Origin of the sequence: Streptomyces sp. NBC_01537 (assembly GCF_045040445.1) — a bacterium.
Taxonomy (GTDB): Bacteria; Actinomycetota; Actinomycetes; order Streptomycetales; family Streptomycetaceae; genus Actinacidiphila.
Genome location: NZ_CP109392.1, coordinates 8,640,626 through 8,656,126 on the forward strand (window position 1 = coordinate 8,640,626; position 15,501 = coordinate 8,656,126).

At 72.3% G+C, this 15,501-nt stretch carries 17 protein-coding genes; 8 read left to right on the forward strand and 9 right to left on the reverse strand.

All coding sequences use genetic code 11. The annotated features are described in order from the left end of the window. The first annotated feature begins 99 nt into the window (after window positions 1-99). Window positions 100-1,134, forward strand: a complete 1,035-nt coding sequence (locus OG607_RS39720; RefSeq protein WP_405734307.1) for an NUDIX domain-containing protein — start codon at window positions 100-102, stop codon at window positions 1,132-1,134. A 94-nt stretch (window positions 1,135-1,228) separates the two neighbouring features. Here OG607_RS39720 and OG607_RS39725 read toward each other — a convergent pair whose 3' ends face one another. Continuing rightward, window positions 1,229-2,602: a dipeptidase gene (locus OG607_RS39725; RefSeq protein WP_405734309.1), complete on the reverse strand. Its 1,374-nt coding sequence runs from the start codon at window positions 2,600-2,602 to the stop codon at window positions 1,229-1,231. 231 nt (window positions 2,603-2,833) lie between these two features. On the opposite strand from OG607_RS39725, the gene OG607_RS39730 reads away from it, so the two are divergent. Then, on the forward strand, window positions 2,834-4,015 hold the full coding sequence (locus OG607_RS39730) for a geranylgeranyl reductase family protein (protein WP_405737365.1): 1,182 nt from the start codon (window positions 2,834-2,836) through the stop codon (window positions 4,013-4,015). 83 nt (window positions 4,016-4,098) lie between these two features. After that, window positions 4,099-4,752, forward strand: a complete 654-nt coding sequence (locus OG607_RS39735; protein ID WP_405734311.1) for a DUF4230 domain-containing protein — start codon at window positions 4,099-4,101, stop codon at window positions 4,750-4,752. Here the strand turns inward: OG607_RS39735 and OG607_RS39740 are convergent. Beyond that, window positions 4,745-5,194: a nitroreductase family deazaflavin-dependent oxidoreductase gene (locus OG607_RS39740; protein WP_405734313.1), complete on the reverse strand. Its 450-nt coding sequence runs from the start codon at window positions 5,192-5,194 to the stop codon at window positions 4,745-4,747. The genes OG607_RS39735 and OG607_RS39740 overlap by 8 nt on opposite strands. Window positions 5,195-5,319: 125 nt before the next feature. Here OG607_RS39740 and OG607_RS39745 point away from each other — a divergent pair, with 125 nt between their 5' ends. The 3 genes from OG607_RS39745 to OG607_RS39755 are packed head-to-tail and all read left to right on the forward strand — an operon-like array spanning window position 5,320 to window position 7,977. After that, entirely contained in the window at window positions 5,320-6,045 is a 726-nt protein-coding gene (locus OG607_RS39745; protein WP_405734315.1) for a TetR/AcrR family transcriptional regulator, read from the forward strand. A gap of 58 nt (window positions 6,046-6,103) precedes the next feature. Next, window positions 6,104-7,315 carry a sensor histidine kinase gene (locus OG607_RS39750; RefSeq protein WP_405734317.1) on the forward strand — a complete coding sequence of 404 codons (1,212 nt, stop codon included), beginning with the start codon at window positions 6,104-6,106 and terminating at the stop codon, window positions 7,313-7,315. Beyond that, window positions 7,312-7,977 (forward strand): response regulator, encoded by a 666-nt coding sequence (locus tag OG607_RS39755; protein WP_405734319.1) that lies wholly within the window; start codon window positions 7,312-7,314, stop codon window positions 7,975-7,977. Before OG607_RS39750 ends, OG607_RS39755 begins: the two co-directional genes overlap by 4 nt. Before the next feature lie 27 nt (window positions 7,978-8,004). On the opposite strand, the gene OG607_RS39760 is transcribed toward OG607_RS39755, so the two are convergent. After that, the gene (locus OG607_RS39760; RefSeq protein ID WP_405734321.1) at window positions 8,005-8,250 is read right to left on the reverse strand and encodes a DUF6332 family protein; all 246 of its coding nucleotides are present in this window, start codon (window positions 8,248-8,250) and stop codon (window positions 8,005-8,007) included. Between the two features lie 66 nt (window positions 8,251-8,316). Then, a complete protein-coding gene (locus OG607_RS39765; protein WP_405734323.1) occupies window positions 8,317-9,813 on the reverse strand; it encodes an MFS transporter in 1,497 nt (498 codons plus the stop codon). An 87-nt stretch (window positions 9,814-9,900) separates the two neighbouring features. Between OG607_RS39765 and OG607_RS39770 the strand changes: the two genes are divergently transcribed. Further along, a complete protein-coding gene (locus OG607_RS39770) occupies window positions 9,901-10,296 on the forward strand; it encodes a MarR family winged helix-turn-helix transcriptional regulator (RefSeq protein ID WP_405734325.1) in 396 nt (131 codons plus the stop codon). Window positions 10,297-10,305: 9 nt separating this feature from the next. Here the strand turns inward: OG607_RS39770 and OG607_RS39775 are convergent, their stop codons facing one another. The 4 genes from OG607_RS39775 to OG607_RS39790 are packed head-to-tail and all read right to left on the reverse strand — an operon-like array spanning window position 10,306 to window position 13,309. Further along, window positions 10,306-10,788, reverse strand: coding sequence for a DUF4442 domain-containing protein (locus OG607_RS39775; RefSeq protein ID WP_405734327.1), 483 nt, complete (start codon window positions 10,786-10,788; stop codon window positions 10,306-10,308). A gap of 10 nt (window positions 10,789-10,798) precedes the next feature. Beyond that, window positions 10,799-11,551, reverse strand: coding sequence for a maleylpyruvate isomerase family mycothiol-dependent enzyme (locus OG607_RS39780; protein ID WP_405737367.1), 753 nt, complete (start codon window positions 11,549-11,551; stop codon window positions 10,799-10,801). A 24-nt stretch (window positions 11,552-11,575) separates the two neighbouring features. Then, window positions 11,576-11,968 (reverse strand): SCO4225 family membrane protein, encoded by a 393-nt coding sequence (locus tag OG607_RS39785; protein WP_405734329.1) that lies wholly within the window; start codon window positions 11,966-11,968, stop codon window positions 11,576-11,578. A gap of 54 nt (window positions 11,969-12,022) precedes the next feature. Beyond that, window positions 12,023-13,309: an MFS transporter gene (locus tag OG607_RS39790; RefSeq protein WP_405734331.1), complete on the reverse strand. Its 1,287-nt coding sequence runs from the start codon at window positions 13,307-13,309 to the stop codon at window positions 12,023-12,025. On the opposite strand from OG607_RS39790, the gene OG607_RS39795 reads away from it, so the two are divergent. Next, window positions 13,279-14,550: an ROK family protein gene (locus OG607_RS39795; protein ID WP_405734333.1), complete on the forward strand. Its 1,272-nt coding sequence runs from the start codon at window positions 13,279-13,281 to the stop codon at window positions 14,548-14,550. The two genes, OG607_RS39790 and OG607_RS39795, sit on opposite strands and share 31 nt — an antisense overlap. Window positions 14,551-14,571: 21 nt before the next feature. Here OG607_RS39795 and OG607_RS39800 read toward each other — a convergent pair whose 3' ends face one another. After that, entirely contained in the window at window positions 14,572-15,465 is an 894-nt protein-coding gene (locus tag OG607_RS39800) for a DUF2797 domain-containing protein (RefSeq protein WP_405734335.1), read from the reverse strand. Window positions 15,466-15,501 lie beyond the last annotated feature (36 nt).

A 15,501-nucleotide genomic window follows, 5' to 3' on the forward strand; every position in this document is an offset into this window, starting at 1 on the left:
GTGAGCGTCGGGCCTGATGGCCGGGCTCCGTCGGGCCCTCGCGTTTGCAGACGCCGATGATCCGGGCAATTCGTAGGGGGCTACGGAATAGGGGGCACCGTGATCGTCTGGCTCAACGGAACCTTCGGAGCTGGCAAGACCAGCGCGGCACGCGAACTGCTCGACCTCATACCGGGCAGCGTGCTCTACGACCCGGAAATCATCGGCGCCGGACTGCGGATGCTGCTGCCGGAGAAGCGGCTCGGGGAGGTCTCCGACTACCAGGACCTGCCGTCCTGGCGGCGCCTCGTCGTCGACACGGCGGCGGCCGTGCTCAGTGAGGTCAGCGGGCCGCTCATCGCCCCGATGACGCTGCTGCGGCAGGACTACCGTGATGAGATCTTCGGCGGCCTGGCCTCGCGGCGGATCCCGGTGCGGCATGTGCTGCTGCACGCTGAGGAAACGATCCTGCGCGAGCGGATCGCGCAGCGCGAGGAGATTCCCGACGACCCCGAGGCCAGCGCGTCGGTGCGCGACTGGTGTCTGGGCCACCTCGCCGCCTACCAAGAAGCGCTGCCGTGGCTCACCGGCGACGCGCACACCATCGACGCGGGAGCGCTCACGCCGCGCGAGACCGCCGAGCGGATCGCCGAGGCCGTCCGGGCGGGGGAGGGGGCCTGCGACATCGTGCAGACCCCCGAACCCACCGCCGAGACCCTGGCGGCCGGCGTGCTGCTCTTCGACGAACACGACCGGGTGCTGCTCGTCGACCCGACCTACAAGCCCGGCTGGGAGTTCCCCGGCGGCGTAGTAGAGCCCGGTGAGCCCCCGGCGCGGGCCGGCATGCGCGAGGTCGCCGAGGAACTCGGCCTCGAACTCCCCGCCGTCCCCCGGCTCCTGGTCATCGACTGGGAGCCGCCGAACCCGCCCGGCTACGGTGGCCTGCGGCTGCTCTTCGACGGCGGCCTGCTGACCGCCGCCGACGCCGAACGCCTCCTGCTGCCCGGGTCGGAGCTGCGCGGCTGGCGCTTCGCCACCGAGGACGAGGCCGCGGACATGCTGCCGCCGGTGCGCCTGTCACGCCTCCGATGGGCCCTGCGAGCCCGCGAACGCGCCACCGTGCTCAACCTCGAAGCGGGCGTGCCCGTCGGCTAGGGCCTGTCCGGCCAAGATCGACCGGACAGGCCCTAGTACGGTGGCCGGTTCTGTCCTCAATCGCCGGACGGGCTGAATTCAGCCCGTCCGGCGATCAGTTCGCCTTGGATGCCGCGTAGTTCCGCAGGAAGAGCGCCTCGGCCAGCGACAGCTTCTCCAACTCCTCCGGGGAGACGCTCTCGTTGACCGCGTGGATCTGCGCCTCGGGCTCGCTGAGCCCGATGAGCAGGATCTCGGCCTCCGGGTAGAGGGTGGCCAGGGTGTTGCACAGCGGGATGGAGCCGCCCTGGCCGGCGATCTCCAGGTCCTTGCCGTAGGCGGCGTGCATGGCCTGGGCCATGGCTGCGTAGGCGGGGCTGGAGGTGTCGGCGCGGAAGGCCTGGCCGCTGCCGCGCTGGATGACCTCGACACGGGCGCCCCAGGGGGCCGCCGCCTCAAGGTGGGCGGTGAGCAGCTTGGCGGCGTCCTGGGCGTCGACGCCGGGCGGGACGCGCAGGCTCACGAGCGCGCCGGCGGTCGCCTGGACCGAAGGCGTCGCGCCGATGACCGGCGGGGCGTCGATGCCGAGCACGGTGACGGACGGCCGGGCCCAGATGCGGTCGGCGATGGTGCCGGTGCCGACCAGCGCGACGCCGTCCAGAACCTTCGCGTCGCCGCGGAAGTCGTCCTCGGGATACTGCAGGCCTTCCCAGGAGCCTTCGCCGGACAGGCCGTCGACCGTCGTCGCGCCGGTCTCGTCGCGCAGCGAGGCGAGGATCTGGATCAGCGCGGCGAGGGCGTCCGGCGCGGCGCCGCCGAACTGACCCGAGTGCAGATTGCCGCCGAGCGTGCTGACCCGCACCTCCACCAGCGCCATACCCCGCAGTGTCGCCGTGACGGTCGGCAGGCCGACCCGGAAGTTGCCGGAGTCCCCGATGACGATCGTGTCCGCCGCCAGCAACTCGGGGTGTGCCTCGGCGTAGCGCTCCAGGCCGCCGGTGCCCTGCTCCTCCGAGCCCTCCACGATGACCTTGACGTTGACCGGCACCCCGCCCTGCTCGCGCAGTGCCCGCAGTGCGGTCAGGTGCATGATGACGCCGCCCTTGCAGTCCGCGGCGCCCCGCGCGTACCAGCGGCCGTCTCGCTCGGTCAGCTCGAACGGCGGTGAGATCCAGGCAGCCTCGTCCAGCGGCGGCTGCACGTCGTAGTGCGCGTACAGCAGCACCGTGGGCGCTCCTGCGGGTCCGGGCAGGTGTCCGTACACCGACTGGGTGCCGTCCGGGGTGTCCAGGACGGCGATGTCCTGGAAGCCTTCCGCGTCCAGCGCCCGCGCCACCCAGCGGGCGGCGTCCTCGCACTCGCTCTTGGGGAACTGGCGCGGGTCCGCGACCGACCGGTAGGACACCAGTTCGGCCAGTTCGGTGCGGGCCCGTGACATGAGCGAGGCGACGGTTTCCGCGAGGGGTCCGGCGGAAGGGGCGGTGGACATGGGCGCTCCTTGTGGGTGCGGGTGGTCGTGATCGATGGTGCCACAGGGAGCCTGCCGGGCATCGCGCAATAGGATGCGGCTGAGCAGGGGCGACGGCAGTCGGCGGGTTGATCGGGAGCGGAAGCACACGTGAGCAGCGAGCATGGGACGCAGGACGGCAGCGAGTCGGCGGAGCACGCGGAAAACGCGGAGAACGCCGAGAGCGCCGAGAGCGCCGAGAGCGCAGCCGCCGTGCCCGAGGAGGTCTGGGATGTCGTCGTGGTCGGCGCCGGTCCGGCCGGGGCCTCGGCTGCCTATGCCGCGGCGACCGCCGGACGCCGGGTGCTGATCCTGGAGAAGGCCGAACTGCCCCGCTACAAGACCTGCGGCGGCGGCATCATCGGCCCGTCCCGCGACGCGCTGCCGCCCGGTTTCGAACTCCCGCTCCGCGAGAGGGTGCACGCGGTGACCTTCAGCCTCAACGGCAGGCTGGTCCGCACCAAGCGCTCCCGGCAGATGCTCTTCGGGCTCATCAACCGCCCCGAGTTCGACGCCGGACTTGTCGAGGCCGCGCAGGGCGCCGGGGCCGTGCTGCGCACCGGCACCGCCGTCTCCCGAGTCGAGCAGCACGGGCCCGCGGTGCCCGACCGGCGCACCGTCGCGGTGGTGCTCAGCGACGGCGGCACCGTGCTCGCCCGGTCCGTGGTCGGCGCGGATGGAAGCGCCAGCCGGATAGGCGCCCACGTCGGCGTCAAACTGGACCAGGTCGACCTGGGCCTGGAGGCCGAGATCCCGGTGCCGGCGGAGGTGGCCGAGGACTGGGCGGGCCGGGTGCTCATCGACTGGGGCCCGCTGCCCGGCAGTTACGGCTGGGTGTTCCCCAAGGGCGACTCGCTCACGGTCGGGGTCATCTCCGCCCGGGGCGACGGCGGCGCGACCAAGCGCTACCTCGACGACTTCGTGGCCCGCCTCGGCCTGGCCGGTTTCGAGCCCAGCATCTCCTCCGGCCACCTGACCCGCTGCCGCTCCGACGACTCCCCGCTCTCGCGGGGCCGGGTGCTGGTCTGCGGTGACGCGGCCGGGCTGCTGGAGCCGTGGACCCGCGAGGGCATCTCGTACGCGCTGCGCTCGGGCCGGCTGGCGGGGGAGTGGGCGGTCCGTATCTCGGAGGCGCACGATGCGGTCGACGCCCGCCGGCAGGCGCTCAACTACGCCTTCGCGGTCAAGGCCGGGCTGGGCGTGGAGATGGGCGTGGGGCGGCGGATGATGACCCTGTTCGAGAAGCGCCCGGGCGTGCTGCATGCCGTGCTCACCACCTTCCCTCCCGCGTGGAACGCCTTCGCCAGGATCGTGCGGGGTTCGAGCTCGCTCGCCGAGCTGGTCCGGACCCATCCGCTGGCACGCCGGGCGTTGAACGCCATGGACCGGCCGTGACCGTCGGCCTGTGACAGAGCTGTTGAACTACTCGCTCATAGAAGCCCTGTTCGGGGGCACACACTTTCCAGGAGGTGCCGACGATGCCCATACGCAACGACGCTGGCCGGATGCCCTGGTGGGCCCGGCTCGCCGCCGGACTGCTCGTATTCGCCGGACTGCTCGTGCTCGTGGCCAAGGCCGACCTGATCCCTGGTCTGCCCAACCCGTTCGCCGAGGAGACCAAGGACCGCACGGGTCCTGTTGTGCTCAAATCCATCAAGGACATGAGCCGGTTCGAGGGCGCCAGCGGGAACTTCCAGGTCGTGGTCGACCTGGAGAAGGACGCCACGTTCCTGCCCGACGCGGTGCGCGGAAGGCGCACCCTTTATGTCGGCGCAGGCAGCGTCGACGCCTATGTCGACTTCGGGAAGCTCGGCGACAACGCGGTGAAGGTCTCCGACGACCGCACCTCGGCGTCGGTCCAACTGCCGCACGCCGCCCTGGAGCGCACCTCGCTCGACCCCAAGCGTTCCTATGTCGTGGCCCAGCAGCGCGGTTTCTTCGACCGGCTCACCGACTTCTTCTCCTCCAACCCCGACCAGCAGCAACAGGTCCAGCAGCTCGCCGCGGACAAGATCCAGGCCGCCGCGAAGGACAGCGGTCTCGGCAAGCGTGCCGAGGCCAACACCCGGTCCATGCTTCAGCAACTGCTCACGTCGCTGGGTTTCACCAAGGTCTCCGTGACCTTCAGCTGACCGGCGTTATCCGGAAGACGGGGTGCCTGGGGGCGATCGCCCTCAGCTCCTCGTCCGACGACTCCGGTCCGACCCCGCCGAAGAACACCCCGACCTCCGCCTTCCAGCGCTTGAGGTAGGCCCGCAGCAACTGCACCTTGTCGTCGTCCGCCACCTCGGTGGCCGTGAAGTCCTCGGACTTCTTCCCGAGCAGCAGCTGCCCGCCTCCGGCGGCCCGCATGTTGTGCGTCCACTGGACATGGCCCCGAGGGGCGACCAGGTAGCGCTGTCCCTCGAAGGTCAGCAGGTTGACCGGGGTGCGCCGCCACTCGCCGCTCTTCCTGCCCCGCACGGCCAGCACACGCGAGCCCCACACGCTGAGCCCGCGCCGGGTCAGCCAGGCCACAAGGCGGTTGAGGACATTGACCGTGAACCAGCCGGGCTTCAGCACGTGTTCGGACATTGTGTCTCCCCTGGAATGTGAGAGCGGCGCTCTCGCTTGAGATCAGTGTTGCATCGCGCTCAACGAAAAGCAAGAGCGGTGCTCTCGTTGTTGGTCGTTGCTCCGATCGGTGGCACACTGTCTCCATGAGTGTGATCCGAGGAGCCAGGGAGCGGGCTCGAATCGAAGTGACCGCCGCCATCAAGGAGGAGGCACGGCGACAGCTCGCCGCCGAGGGAGCCTCGCGGCTGTCGCTGCGGGCCGTGGCCCGGGAGCTGGGGATGGTCTCCTCGGCCCTGTACCGCTACTTCCCGAGCCGGGACGACCTGCTGACCGCCCTCATCATCGACGCGTACGACGCGGTCGGCGCGGAAGCGGAGCAGGCCCTGGCCGGATCCGAGGGCAGCGATCCGGTGCGGCGCTGGACCGCGGTCTGCCGGGCCGTACGCGGCTGGGCGCTGGAGCATCCCCATGAGTACGCCCTGATCTACGGCTCGCCCGTGCCCGGCTACACTGCGCCGCTGGACACCATCGGACCCGCCGCCAGGGTCGGCCTGGCCCTCGTCGCCGTGGCCGAGGACGCGCATACCGCCGGGGCGATGGCGGCGCCGCACGAGGCGGCGGTGCCGCTCCCGGAAGCGGTGCGCGCCGACGCGTGGCGGCTGGTGAAGGACCTGGACCGCGACCTGCCGGAGACCGCAGTGGCGGGGCTGGTCGCCGCCTGGGCCCAGCTGTTCGGCCTCATCAGCTTTGAGCTCTTCGGCCAGTTCAACAATGTGGTCGACGCGCGGGAGGAGTTCTTCGGCCATGCCGTCGGGACCCTCGCCCACCAGGCCGGGATCAGGGCCCGCCCGGTACTTCCCGCGGAGTAGACACGACCACCACCGCCGGCTGACGCCGGATACCGCGCCGCCGGTCTAGCGTGGCCGCATGACGGACGACAGCCGGCCCCGGCGGCCGGGCGCGGGGCCACCCTGGCTGCGCCGTGCCCGGGGCGGCCCGGCTTCCCGGTGGCCCTGGGTCTCCTCGCTCGCGATCGCCGTCTTCCAGGTGGCCGGCTCCACCCTTGCCGGGCACCGCCAGCCCGGTCGCGTCGAGCTCGACACGCTCGGCTACGCCCTGCTCCTGGCCGGTCCGGCGCTGCTCCTCCTGCGCCACCGCACGCCGGTCGCCGTGGCGGCGGGCACCTCTGCCGTCACCCTCGTCTACATCGCCCTCGGCTACCCGTACGGGCCTGCCTTCGTCAGCCTCGTCGTCGCCTACTTCGTCGCGGTCGACGCAGGCCACCGCCGGGCCGTCATCGCGATTGCGGCGGTCGCCTACGCGGCCCACCTCGTGACCGGGATGTGGCTCTACCGGTGGCTGCCGCCCGCCGGCGACGGCCCCGCCTCCTGGGCCGAGGCGTCGGGCGCCGGGGCCTGGCTGCTGGCCATCCTCGCCGGCGCCGAACTCGTGCGCGTACGCCGGGAGCGGTTCGTCCGCGAGCGGCGCGAACGGGCCGAGGCCGAACGCCGGCGGGCCGACGAGGAGCGGCTGCGCATCGCCCGCGAGCTGCACGATGTGCTGGCCCACAGCATCTCGGTGATCAACGTCCAGGCGGGCGTCGCCCTCGCCCTCATCGACGACCGACCGGAACAGGCCCGGGTGGCCCTGACCACCATCAAGCAGGCGAGCAAGGAGGCCCTCGGTGAGGTCCGCCAGGTGCTCGGCGCCCTGCGGACACCGGGGGACGCGCCCCGCTCGCCCGCGCCCGGCCTGGACAGGCTGGCCGAACTGGCCGAACAGGCGGCAGGCGCCGGACTGGCCGTCGAGATCGCGGTGGACGGCACCCGGTTCCCGCTGCCGCCCGGCGTGGATCTGGCCGCCTTCCGTATCGTGCAGGAAGCGCTGACCAACATCGTCAGGCACTCGGGATCACGCACCGCACGCGTACGCATCGGATACCGGCCGGAAGGACTCCTCATCGCTGTCGATGACGACGGTCCCGCCACCGCGACAGAAGAGACCGGCGGCGGCAACGGCCTCGTCGGCATGCGTGAGCGTGCGGCCGCGCTCGGCGGCACCGTCGAGGCCGGGCCCCGTCCCGACGGCGGCTTCAGCGTCCTGGTGCGTCTGCCGCACGCCGACAAGGAGGGCCGATGATCCGGGTACTGCTCGCCGACGACCAGGCGCTGGTGCGCGCCGGATTCGCCGCGCTGCTCGACGCCCAGCCAGGCATCGAGGTCGTCGGTGAGGCCGCCGACGGCGCGGCCGCGCTGCGCCTGGTGCGCGAACTCAACCCGGACACCGTGCTGATGGACATCCGGATGCCAGTCATGGACGGCCTTGAGGCGACCCGGCGGATCACCTCGGATCCGGCACTGGCCGGGGTCAGGGTGGTCATCCTCACCACCTTCGAGCTCGACGAGTACGTCTTCGAGGCGATCCGCGCCGGCGCCTCCGGCTTCCTCGTCAAGGACACCGAACCGGAGGAACTGGTCCGCGCGGTACGGGCGGTGGTGGACGGGGACGCCCTGCTCTCGCCGGGCGTGACCCGCCGCCTCATCGAGGAGTTCGCCGCCCGCTCCAAGGAGCCTGCCGCCGCCGCGAGCCTGCAGCACCTCACCGAACGCGAACGCGAGGTGATGGCCCTGGTCGGGATCGGCCTGTCCAACGACGAGATCGCCCGCCGCCTCGTGGTCAGCCCGCTCACCGCCAAGACCCATGTGAGCCGCACCATGGTCAAGCTCGGCGCCCGCGACCGCGCACAACTGGTCGTCCTCGCCTACGAGTCCGGCCTGGTCCGGCCCGGCTGGCTCGGCTAGACCAGGGACTGGTTCAGGGGCCAGGCCCTAGCGGCGGCCCGTCCGCTCGAAGCGGCGCAGCACCAGGCCAACCCGGCCGCAGAACACGACTATCGCCGCTACGACCCCGGCGGCGAGCCAGCCGCCCCTGGCCGCGCCGTGCGCCTGCCCGGCCAGCACCGGGCCGGTGAACGCGGCCAGTGTGACGGCGGCGAGTATCGCCCCGGTCAGCGCCGCGAACATCATCTCCACAGTCACGGCGTCCCGTTCCGCCTGCGTGCGGGTCCCGCGCATCGGCCGCTCCTCCCCCTGGACGGTAGTCACGCAAGTCTCGCACGCAGGTCGGACATTCACCCGGGATCAGTCGTGCACCGGCACCGCCGCCGTCTCCGCTGTGGTCGGAGCACTGGTGGCCGGGGCGCTCTCCGTGGACGACGCGACGACGATCTCGTACGGATTACGGCGGCGGCGCAGTCCGGTGAGTGTGATCAGCAGCCCGCCGAGCGCGACCGCGCTGACCACCACCAGGCCCGGCCGGTAGCTGTCCAGGACCGTCTGCGGGGTGGCCGGGCCGTGGCCCGCGTTCGCCGTGACCACGGCGGTCACCACGGCGAGGAAGATGGCGCCGCCGACCTGGAAGGAGGTGTTGAGCAGCCCGGAGACCATGCCCTGTTCGTCGTCCTCGACGCCGTTGGTGGCCTGGATGTTGAGCGAGGGGAAGACCAGGGCGCAGGCCGCGCCGAGCAGCAGCATCGAGGGCAGGATCACGGCCGCGTACTGCGGGGTGAGGGTGATCCGCAGGAAGAGCACATAGCCCACGACCAGTGCGGTGAAGCCCGCCGCGATCACCCGTGGGGTGCCGAACCGGTCGACCAGTGGCCCGATGCGGGTCGAGGCGAGGGCGACCAGGGCGCCGGCGGGCAGGAAGGCGAGCGCCGTCTGCAGGGCGGACCAGCCGAGCAGCGACTGCATGTACTGGGTGACCAGGAACTGGAAACCGACGTACGAGCCGAAGAAGGCGGCGCCGCCGAGGTTGGCGCGGATCTGGTCGGCCGAGCGGAACACGCCGAGCCGGATCAGCGGGTGGGAGCTGCGCCGCTCGATCGCCACGAACGCCGCGAGCAGCGCCGCGACCACGGCGAAGGACAGCAGGGTGCGGGCCGAGGCCCAGCCCGCCCGGGGCGCCTCGACGACGGTGAAGACGAGCAGCAGCATCGCGGCGGTGCCGGTGAGCGCGCCGGGCAGGTCGTAGCCACGGCCCGGGCCGTGCTCGCGGGGGCTCTTGGGGATCAGCCGCAGCCCGGCGGTCAGGGCGATCAGCGCGATGGGCGCGGGCAGCAGCATCGTCCAGCGCCAGCCGACCTCGGTGAGCAGGCCCGACAGCACCAGGCCCATGGAGAAGCCGGTGGCGCCGCAGGTGGTGTAGATGCTGAGGGCGCGGTTGCGGACCGGGCCCTCGGCGAAGGACGTGGTGATGATGGACAGCCCGGCGGGCGCGGTGAACGCGGCGCTCAGGCCCTTGATGAAGCGGGAGGCGATCAGCAGCCCGCCCGAGTCGACGAGGCCGCCGAGCAGGGACGCGGCGGCGAAGACGGCGAGCGCGACGAGGAAGACCCGGCGGCGGCCGAGCAGGTCGGCGGCCCGGCCGCCGAGCAGCAGCAGCCCGCCGTAGCCCAGGATGTAGCCGCTCACGATCCATTGGAGCGACGAGGTGGACAGATCGAGGTCATGGGCGATGGACGGCAGGGCGACGCCGACCATGGAGACGTCCAGGGCGTCGAGGAAGAGCGCCGCGCACAGGACGAGAAGCGTGCCCCACTGGCGGGGGCTCCAGCTCGCTGGGGAGTCAGAAGGCATGTGCGGCAGACTTCCATGCGCGCGCATTCAATGCAAGTGCATTTAATGCCTGTGCATTCAGGTGGGATTTTCTGGTACCGTGCACCCATGACCGGCGTGAATACCGAGGATGCGCTCGTTGAGCAGTGGCGGGAGGTTCTCGCGCTGCACGCGCGCACCGCCTGCGAGCTCGACCGCGAGCTGCACCAGCACGGGCTGGGCGCGAGCGACTTCGAAGTGCTCGACATCCTCGCCGAGGACAGCCCTGAGGACGGTGGCTGCACCTTCCGTGTCCAGGAGCTCGCCGACCGTGTGCATCTGAGCCAGAGCGCGCTGTCCCGGCTGGTCGGCCGTCTGGAGAAGGACGGTCTGGTCAGCCGCGGGATCTGCGCCGAGGACCGGCGCGGCGTACGAGTCTCGCTGACCGACGCGGGCCGCGAGCGGCACGCCGAGGCCAGGCCCGTACAGCGTGCCGTACTGCAGCGGATGCTCAGCCGCGACTGACGCGGAGTTTCACACGACCAGGTCCTTGGCCGGCTTGCGCCGCACGTAGAGCTGCTTGCGCACCTTCGCGACGACCGAGCCGTCCGCCGCCACCACGTCGTTCTCGAACCAGACGAGCGCCTTGCCGCCGTCCGCCGTCACCCGGCGGATCTCCTCCAGCCGGTGCTCGGTCAGCTTGAACTCGGCGAAGACATCGCCCTTGCCCGGTGCGACGAAGTCGATCTCGCCGGCCTTGTCCCAGACGATGTACTCCGGGCCCAGGGTGTTCATGACCAGCAGCATCCAGAACGGGTCGCTCATCGCGAACAGCGATCCGCCGAAGTGCGTCCCCACGTAATTGCGGTTGTACCAGTGCATGCGCAGCCGGACCCGCGCCGAACTCCAGTCGTCGGCTATCTCCAGCACCCGCACGCCCGAGAAGAGGTACGGCGGCCACCAGTTGACCATGCGCAGAGTGGATTTGGGCGTAGCGGTACGACGGCGACGGGGCATGACTTGAACGCTAGACGATCGCCGCGGTGCGCCGCCACAGCTCCATGATCGATGCGTCGCCGGATATCTCCAGCCCTTCGTACGGACCCCGGTTCCACAGTGCGAGATACAGCTCCGCCGCCGTCCCGTGCACGGCACAGTCCGCATCACCTGCGCCGCTTCCGCTTCCGCGCTCCGTGCGCAGCGGGTCGGCCGACAGGTGCACCAGCCACTCGCCCTGCCCGGCCGGCACGTCCACCGCCCGCACCCGCAGGGTCCGGGGCCGGTCGGTGCGCACCCGGCTCTTGGGCCGTGCATGGAAGCCCGTCAGCAGCTCGTCCACGCCGTCGGCCGCGAAAGCGGCGCCGATGGGGGAGGGCTCCACGCCGAGTGCCGCCTCCGCGTCCACCCGGTGCACCGTGGTCTCGTGCGCCTGCCGCCGAGCCCAGAACTCCCGCGCGGACGGGGCGGGCAGGAAGTAGAAGCACTCCAGGTCCGCCGGAGCCGCCGCCAGCGAGTCCACCAGGTGCTGGTGCCCCTCGCGGAACCAGGGCAGCAACTCCCCGTCCCCGGGGGTGTCACCGGTTATCGGCCCGCCGGTCATCAGCCGGTCCACCACGAAACCGGCCGCCCAGCGGTGAACGACGCCCTGGTGCCGTACGAGATCGCTCACCCGCCAGTCCGGGCACGTCGGCACACCGGCCGTGATGCCGGCCTTTTCGGCGGCGGCCGCCATCAGCACGCCCTCCCGGCGCAGCACCTCGATGAACTCATCAGCTCCCATGGCCTCCATGCCACGATTGTGGCATCAGGGTCTGACAACGCCCCGGTCCTGCTCCTGCTCCTGCTGCCGCTCGCGCTGCCGTTGCCGGTAGCGCGAGAAGAGCCCCAGCAGTACGGCGTTGACCAGTGCGGAGATCAGCATCGCCACCACGGCGAGCACATACCCGTCCCAGCCGTACGTCGCCTCGACGGTGTTGATCCCGCTGACCGAGTCCAGCAGCGCCCAAAGCACGGGCGTCCACGGCAGGGTGAGCAGCAACAGCCAGACGCCGGACAGCAGAGCGGCCTGGTGGGTGATGAAAGCCGTGTCGACGGCCAGTAGGACCAGTGCCGCCGCCACCAGGCACAGGTAGATGCGCGGGGCGCGCTCGCGGTGGACGGAGCGGGCGGTGTCGGAGAGCCAGTGCGGTACGCGCATGTCTCCTCCAGGAAGCGGTCTGCGCAGGCCTCGGTCCTCGCCGTAATCCTCCCCTCAATTGTCCGCTCCTACGGACGCGTTCCGCACCGTGAAGGCGATGACCGCCGACAACGCGGCCAGTACCGCGACCGTCGTCAGGGCCGTCGGCAGTCCGGCGGCGTCGGCCAGGAAGCCGATGGTGGGCGGGCCGAGCAGGAATCCCGCGTAGCCGAGCGTGGACGCGGTGGCGACGCCGTCCGACCCGCCGAGTGCCCCGGCGCGGGCGATGGCGACGGGGAAGATGTTGGCCAGGCCGAGCCCGGTCACGCCGAAGCCGACGAGCACCAGCCACACGTACGGGGCGAACGCGGCGAGCAGCATCCCGCCGCACGCCGTCAGCCCGCCGGCCACCAGCATGCGGGTCTGGCCCAGCCGCTCCAGCAGGGCGGTGCCCGACAGCCGCCCCACCGTCATGGCCAGCGCCACCGCCGCGTAGCCGGCCGCCGCCGTCCCCGGACCGCCGCCTAGGTCCAGTTCGATGTGCAGCGGACCCCACTCGGCCAGAGCCCCTTCGCCGTACGCCGTGCACAGCCCGATCAGCCCGAAGACCCCGACCAGCAGCCCGGCGCTCCGCCCGAGAGGCGCCCGGGTACGCACCGCACCGGTCCCTGCACCGGCCCCTGCACCGGGACCGGCCGTGCGCGGCAGCTCGTACGCCATCAGGACGCGCCCGGCGAAGAAGGTGCCGGCGAGGCCCAGCGGGACGAGGAGCAGGAGATGCCGGGTCGGGGTGAGATGCGCGGCCAGGACGCCGCCGAGCCCGGCGCCGACCAGTCCGCCGAGGCTGTACGCGGCGTGGAAGCTCGGCATGACCGGGCGGCGCAGAGCGGCGACGAGGTCGACGGCGACGCTGTTCATCGCCACGTTCATGCCGCCGTAGGCGATGCCGACGATGATCAGCACCAGCCCGAGGGTGAGCGCCGACGGGGTGAGCGGGGGCAGCGCGACGCTGAGCGACAGCAGGACGGCGGTGCCGATGGTGACCTCGCGGCTGCCGAAGATCCGGCAGAGCCGTCCGGTCACCAGCATCGTGGCGACGGCGCCCGCCGACACGCCGAGCAGGGCCAGGCCGAGCGCGCTCGCGGAGGCGCCGACCTGCTGCTTGATGGCGGGGATGCGCACCACCCAGCCCGCGAAGACGAAGCCGTCGAGGGCGAAGAAGACCGTCAGCGCGGCTCTGAGCCGTCTGAGCGAGAGGCCGGCTGGGTCGGTCGGGGGACGGAACTGTCGGCGGGCCTGTCGGCGGGTTTGTCGACGGGACGGTCCGGCAAATGCCGTCCATATTTTGTTTAAGGTCGGCACAAAGTCAGAATAGGAGGGTGACCCAGACTCGGACAAGGTTGGAGAGGGGCCGCGGCGCTCTCGGTCCCGCGCTCGCCCTCGTGCACACCGGGCGTGCGCCGACGCGCGCCGTCCTGACCGCCGAACTCGGCGTGACCCGCGCGACGGCGGGCGCGGTCGCCGCCGAACTCGAGGCGCTCCGGCTGATCCGGGTCGACACCCGGCCCAGCGGCCCGGCCGGCTCCCAGGGCCGCCCCTCGCACCGACTCGCGGTCGATCCCGAAGGCCCCGTCGTGCTCGCCGTCCAGGTGCACGCCGACGGCTTCCGCGCGGGCCTCGTCGGGCTCGGCGGGCATGTCGTGGTCACCGCGCCCGGCCGCATGACCGTGCCCGCCGACCCCGCCCACGTCCTCGGCGCCGTCGTCGAGGCCGGGGCCGGGCTGCTGCGCGACACCGGGCGGGTATGCGTCGGCGTGGGCCTGGCCGTGCCGTCCGCCGTCGCACAGCCCGAGGGCACCGCCCTCAACCCGCTGCACCTCGCCTGGCCGGCCGGCGCGCCGGTGCTGCAGACCCTCACGGAACAGGTCGCCCTGGCCGGCATCACCGGCCCCACCGGCACGCCCGTCGCCTGCTTCGTCGGCAACGACATCAACCTCGGCGCGCTGGCCGAACACCGGCACGGCGCGGGCCACGGCGCCCAGCACCTCCTCGTCGTCGCCACCGGCCACCGCGGCGTCGGCGGCGCACTCGTCCTCGACGGCCGCCTCCACACCGGCAGCTCCGGACTCGCCCTGGAGGTCGGCCACTTCACCGTCAACCCCCAGGGCCGCCCCTGCCACTGCGGCCTGCGGGGCTGCCTCGACGTCGAGGTCGACCCCCTCGCCCTCCTCGAAGCGGCCGGCCGCACCCCCGGCCCCGAGGGCTCCCTCCTCGAGCAGGCCACCACCCTGCTCCGCGAGGAGTACGCCGACCCCGCCGTACGCGCCGCCGCCCACGCACTCATCGACCGCCTCGGCCTCGGCCTCGCCGGCCTTGTCAACGTCCTCAACCCCGACCGCATCCTCCTCGGCGGCCTCCACCGCGACCTCCTCGAGGCCGACCCCGAACGCCTGCGCGCCGTCGTCGCCGACCGCAGCCTGTGGGGGCGCAGCGGCAGCGTCCCGCTGCTGGGCTGTGCCCTCAACCACAACAGCCTCGTCGGCGCCGCCGAACTGGCCTGGCAGCCGGTCCTCGACGACCCGCTCGGAGTGCTCGTCGGGTGACCGGGCCGGGCTCCCGGACCTTCAGAACAACGGCTCCGTTCTGTCGGACTGCCTCGGCGCCGGGGGCCTGGCCGACGGCGCCGCCCGCTGACCGGCCACGGGCCGCGCGAGGGCCCAGCCCGAGGCCAGATGCGCGTCGAGCAGCGCGGTGCCGTCGGCCGTGTCCACGTACAGATCGCTGCCCGCCGCCGCGAGCAGCACACCGGTGACCGCCGTCCCCGGGGCCAGCTCCGTCACCACCAGTGCGGGCCTGGGCGGATCCGGCTCCAGCCCGAAGAGCGCAGCGTGGTCGACGACTTCGTACGGCAGCGGCCCCAGCGTGTCCCGCCAGTCGGGCACGCCGGCCGCCGCCTCGTACACCTCGCGCAGTTGCGCAGCCCGTTCCCCGGCGGGCGGCAGAGCCGCGCGGGCCGTGCGCTTCGCCACGGCCGATACGCGGTCCGGGATGCCCAGCGCCGCCCCCAGCACGGACTCGGCGCGACGGGCGGCCATCAGCGGGCCCCGGCCGAGGAAGGTGAAGCACACCGCGGCCTGTTCGAGCAGGCGCGTGCTGCCACGCTCGGCCCTGGTGATGCCGACCTTGCACACGCCGGGGCCGAAGTAGGCGAGATAGACCGAGTACGGGCGCGGATCGTCCAGCGTGGTGTCGGCGGCCACCGACTGCGAACGGTCCAGCGCGGCACACGTCTCGCACTGGTCCCGCCGCGCCCACCCCGCCAGCGCCACCCCCTGCGGGCAGCTCGTCCACCGCCCCGCCCGCCACACCCCCACACACCGCCGCACCTCCCCTTCCGGCACCGCCAGCTCCACCCGCCCGCCCAGCCGCAGCGGGCTGTGCCGCGCGTCCTGGTGAGGGTGCTGCCAGGTCCAGGCGGGGCCGCCCTCGGTCCACCGAAGCCCCGTGCATCGCCACATGATCACAAGGCTAGGCCCTTTTTTTGGAGGCGAGTT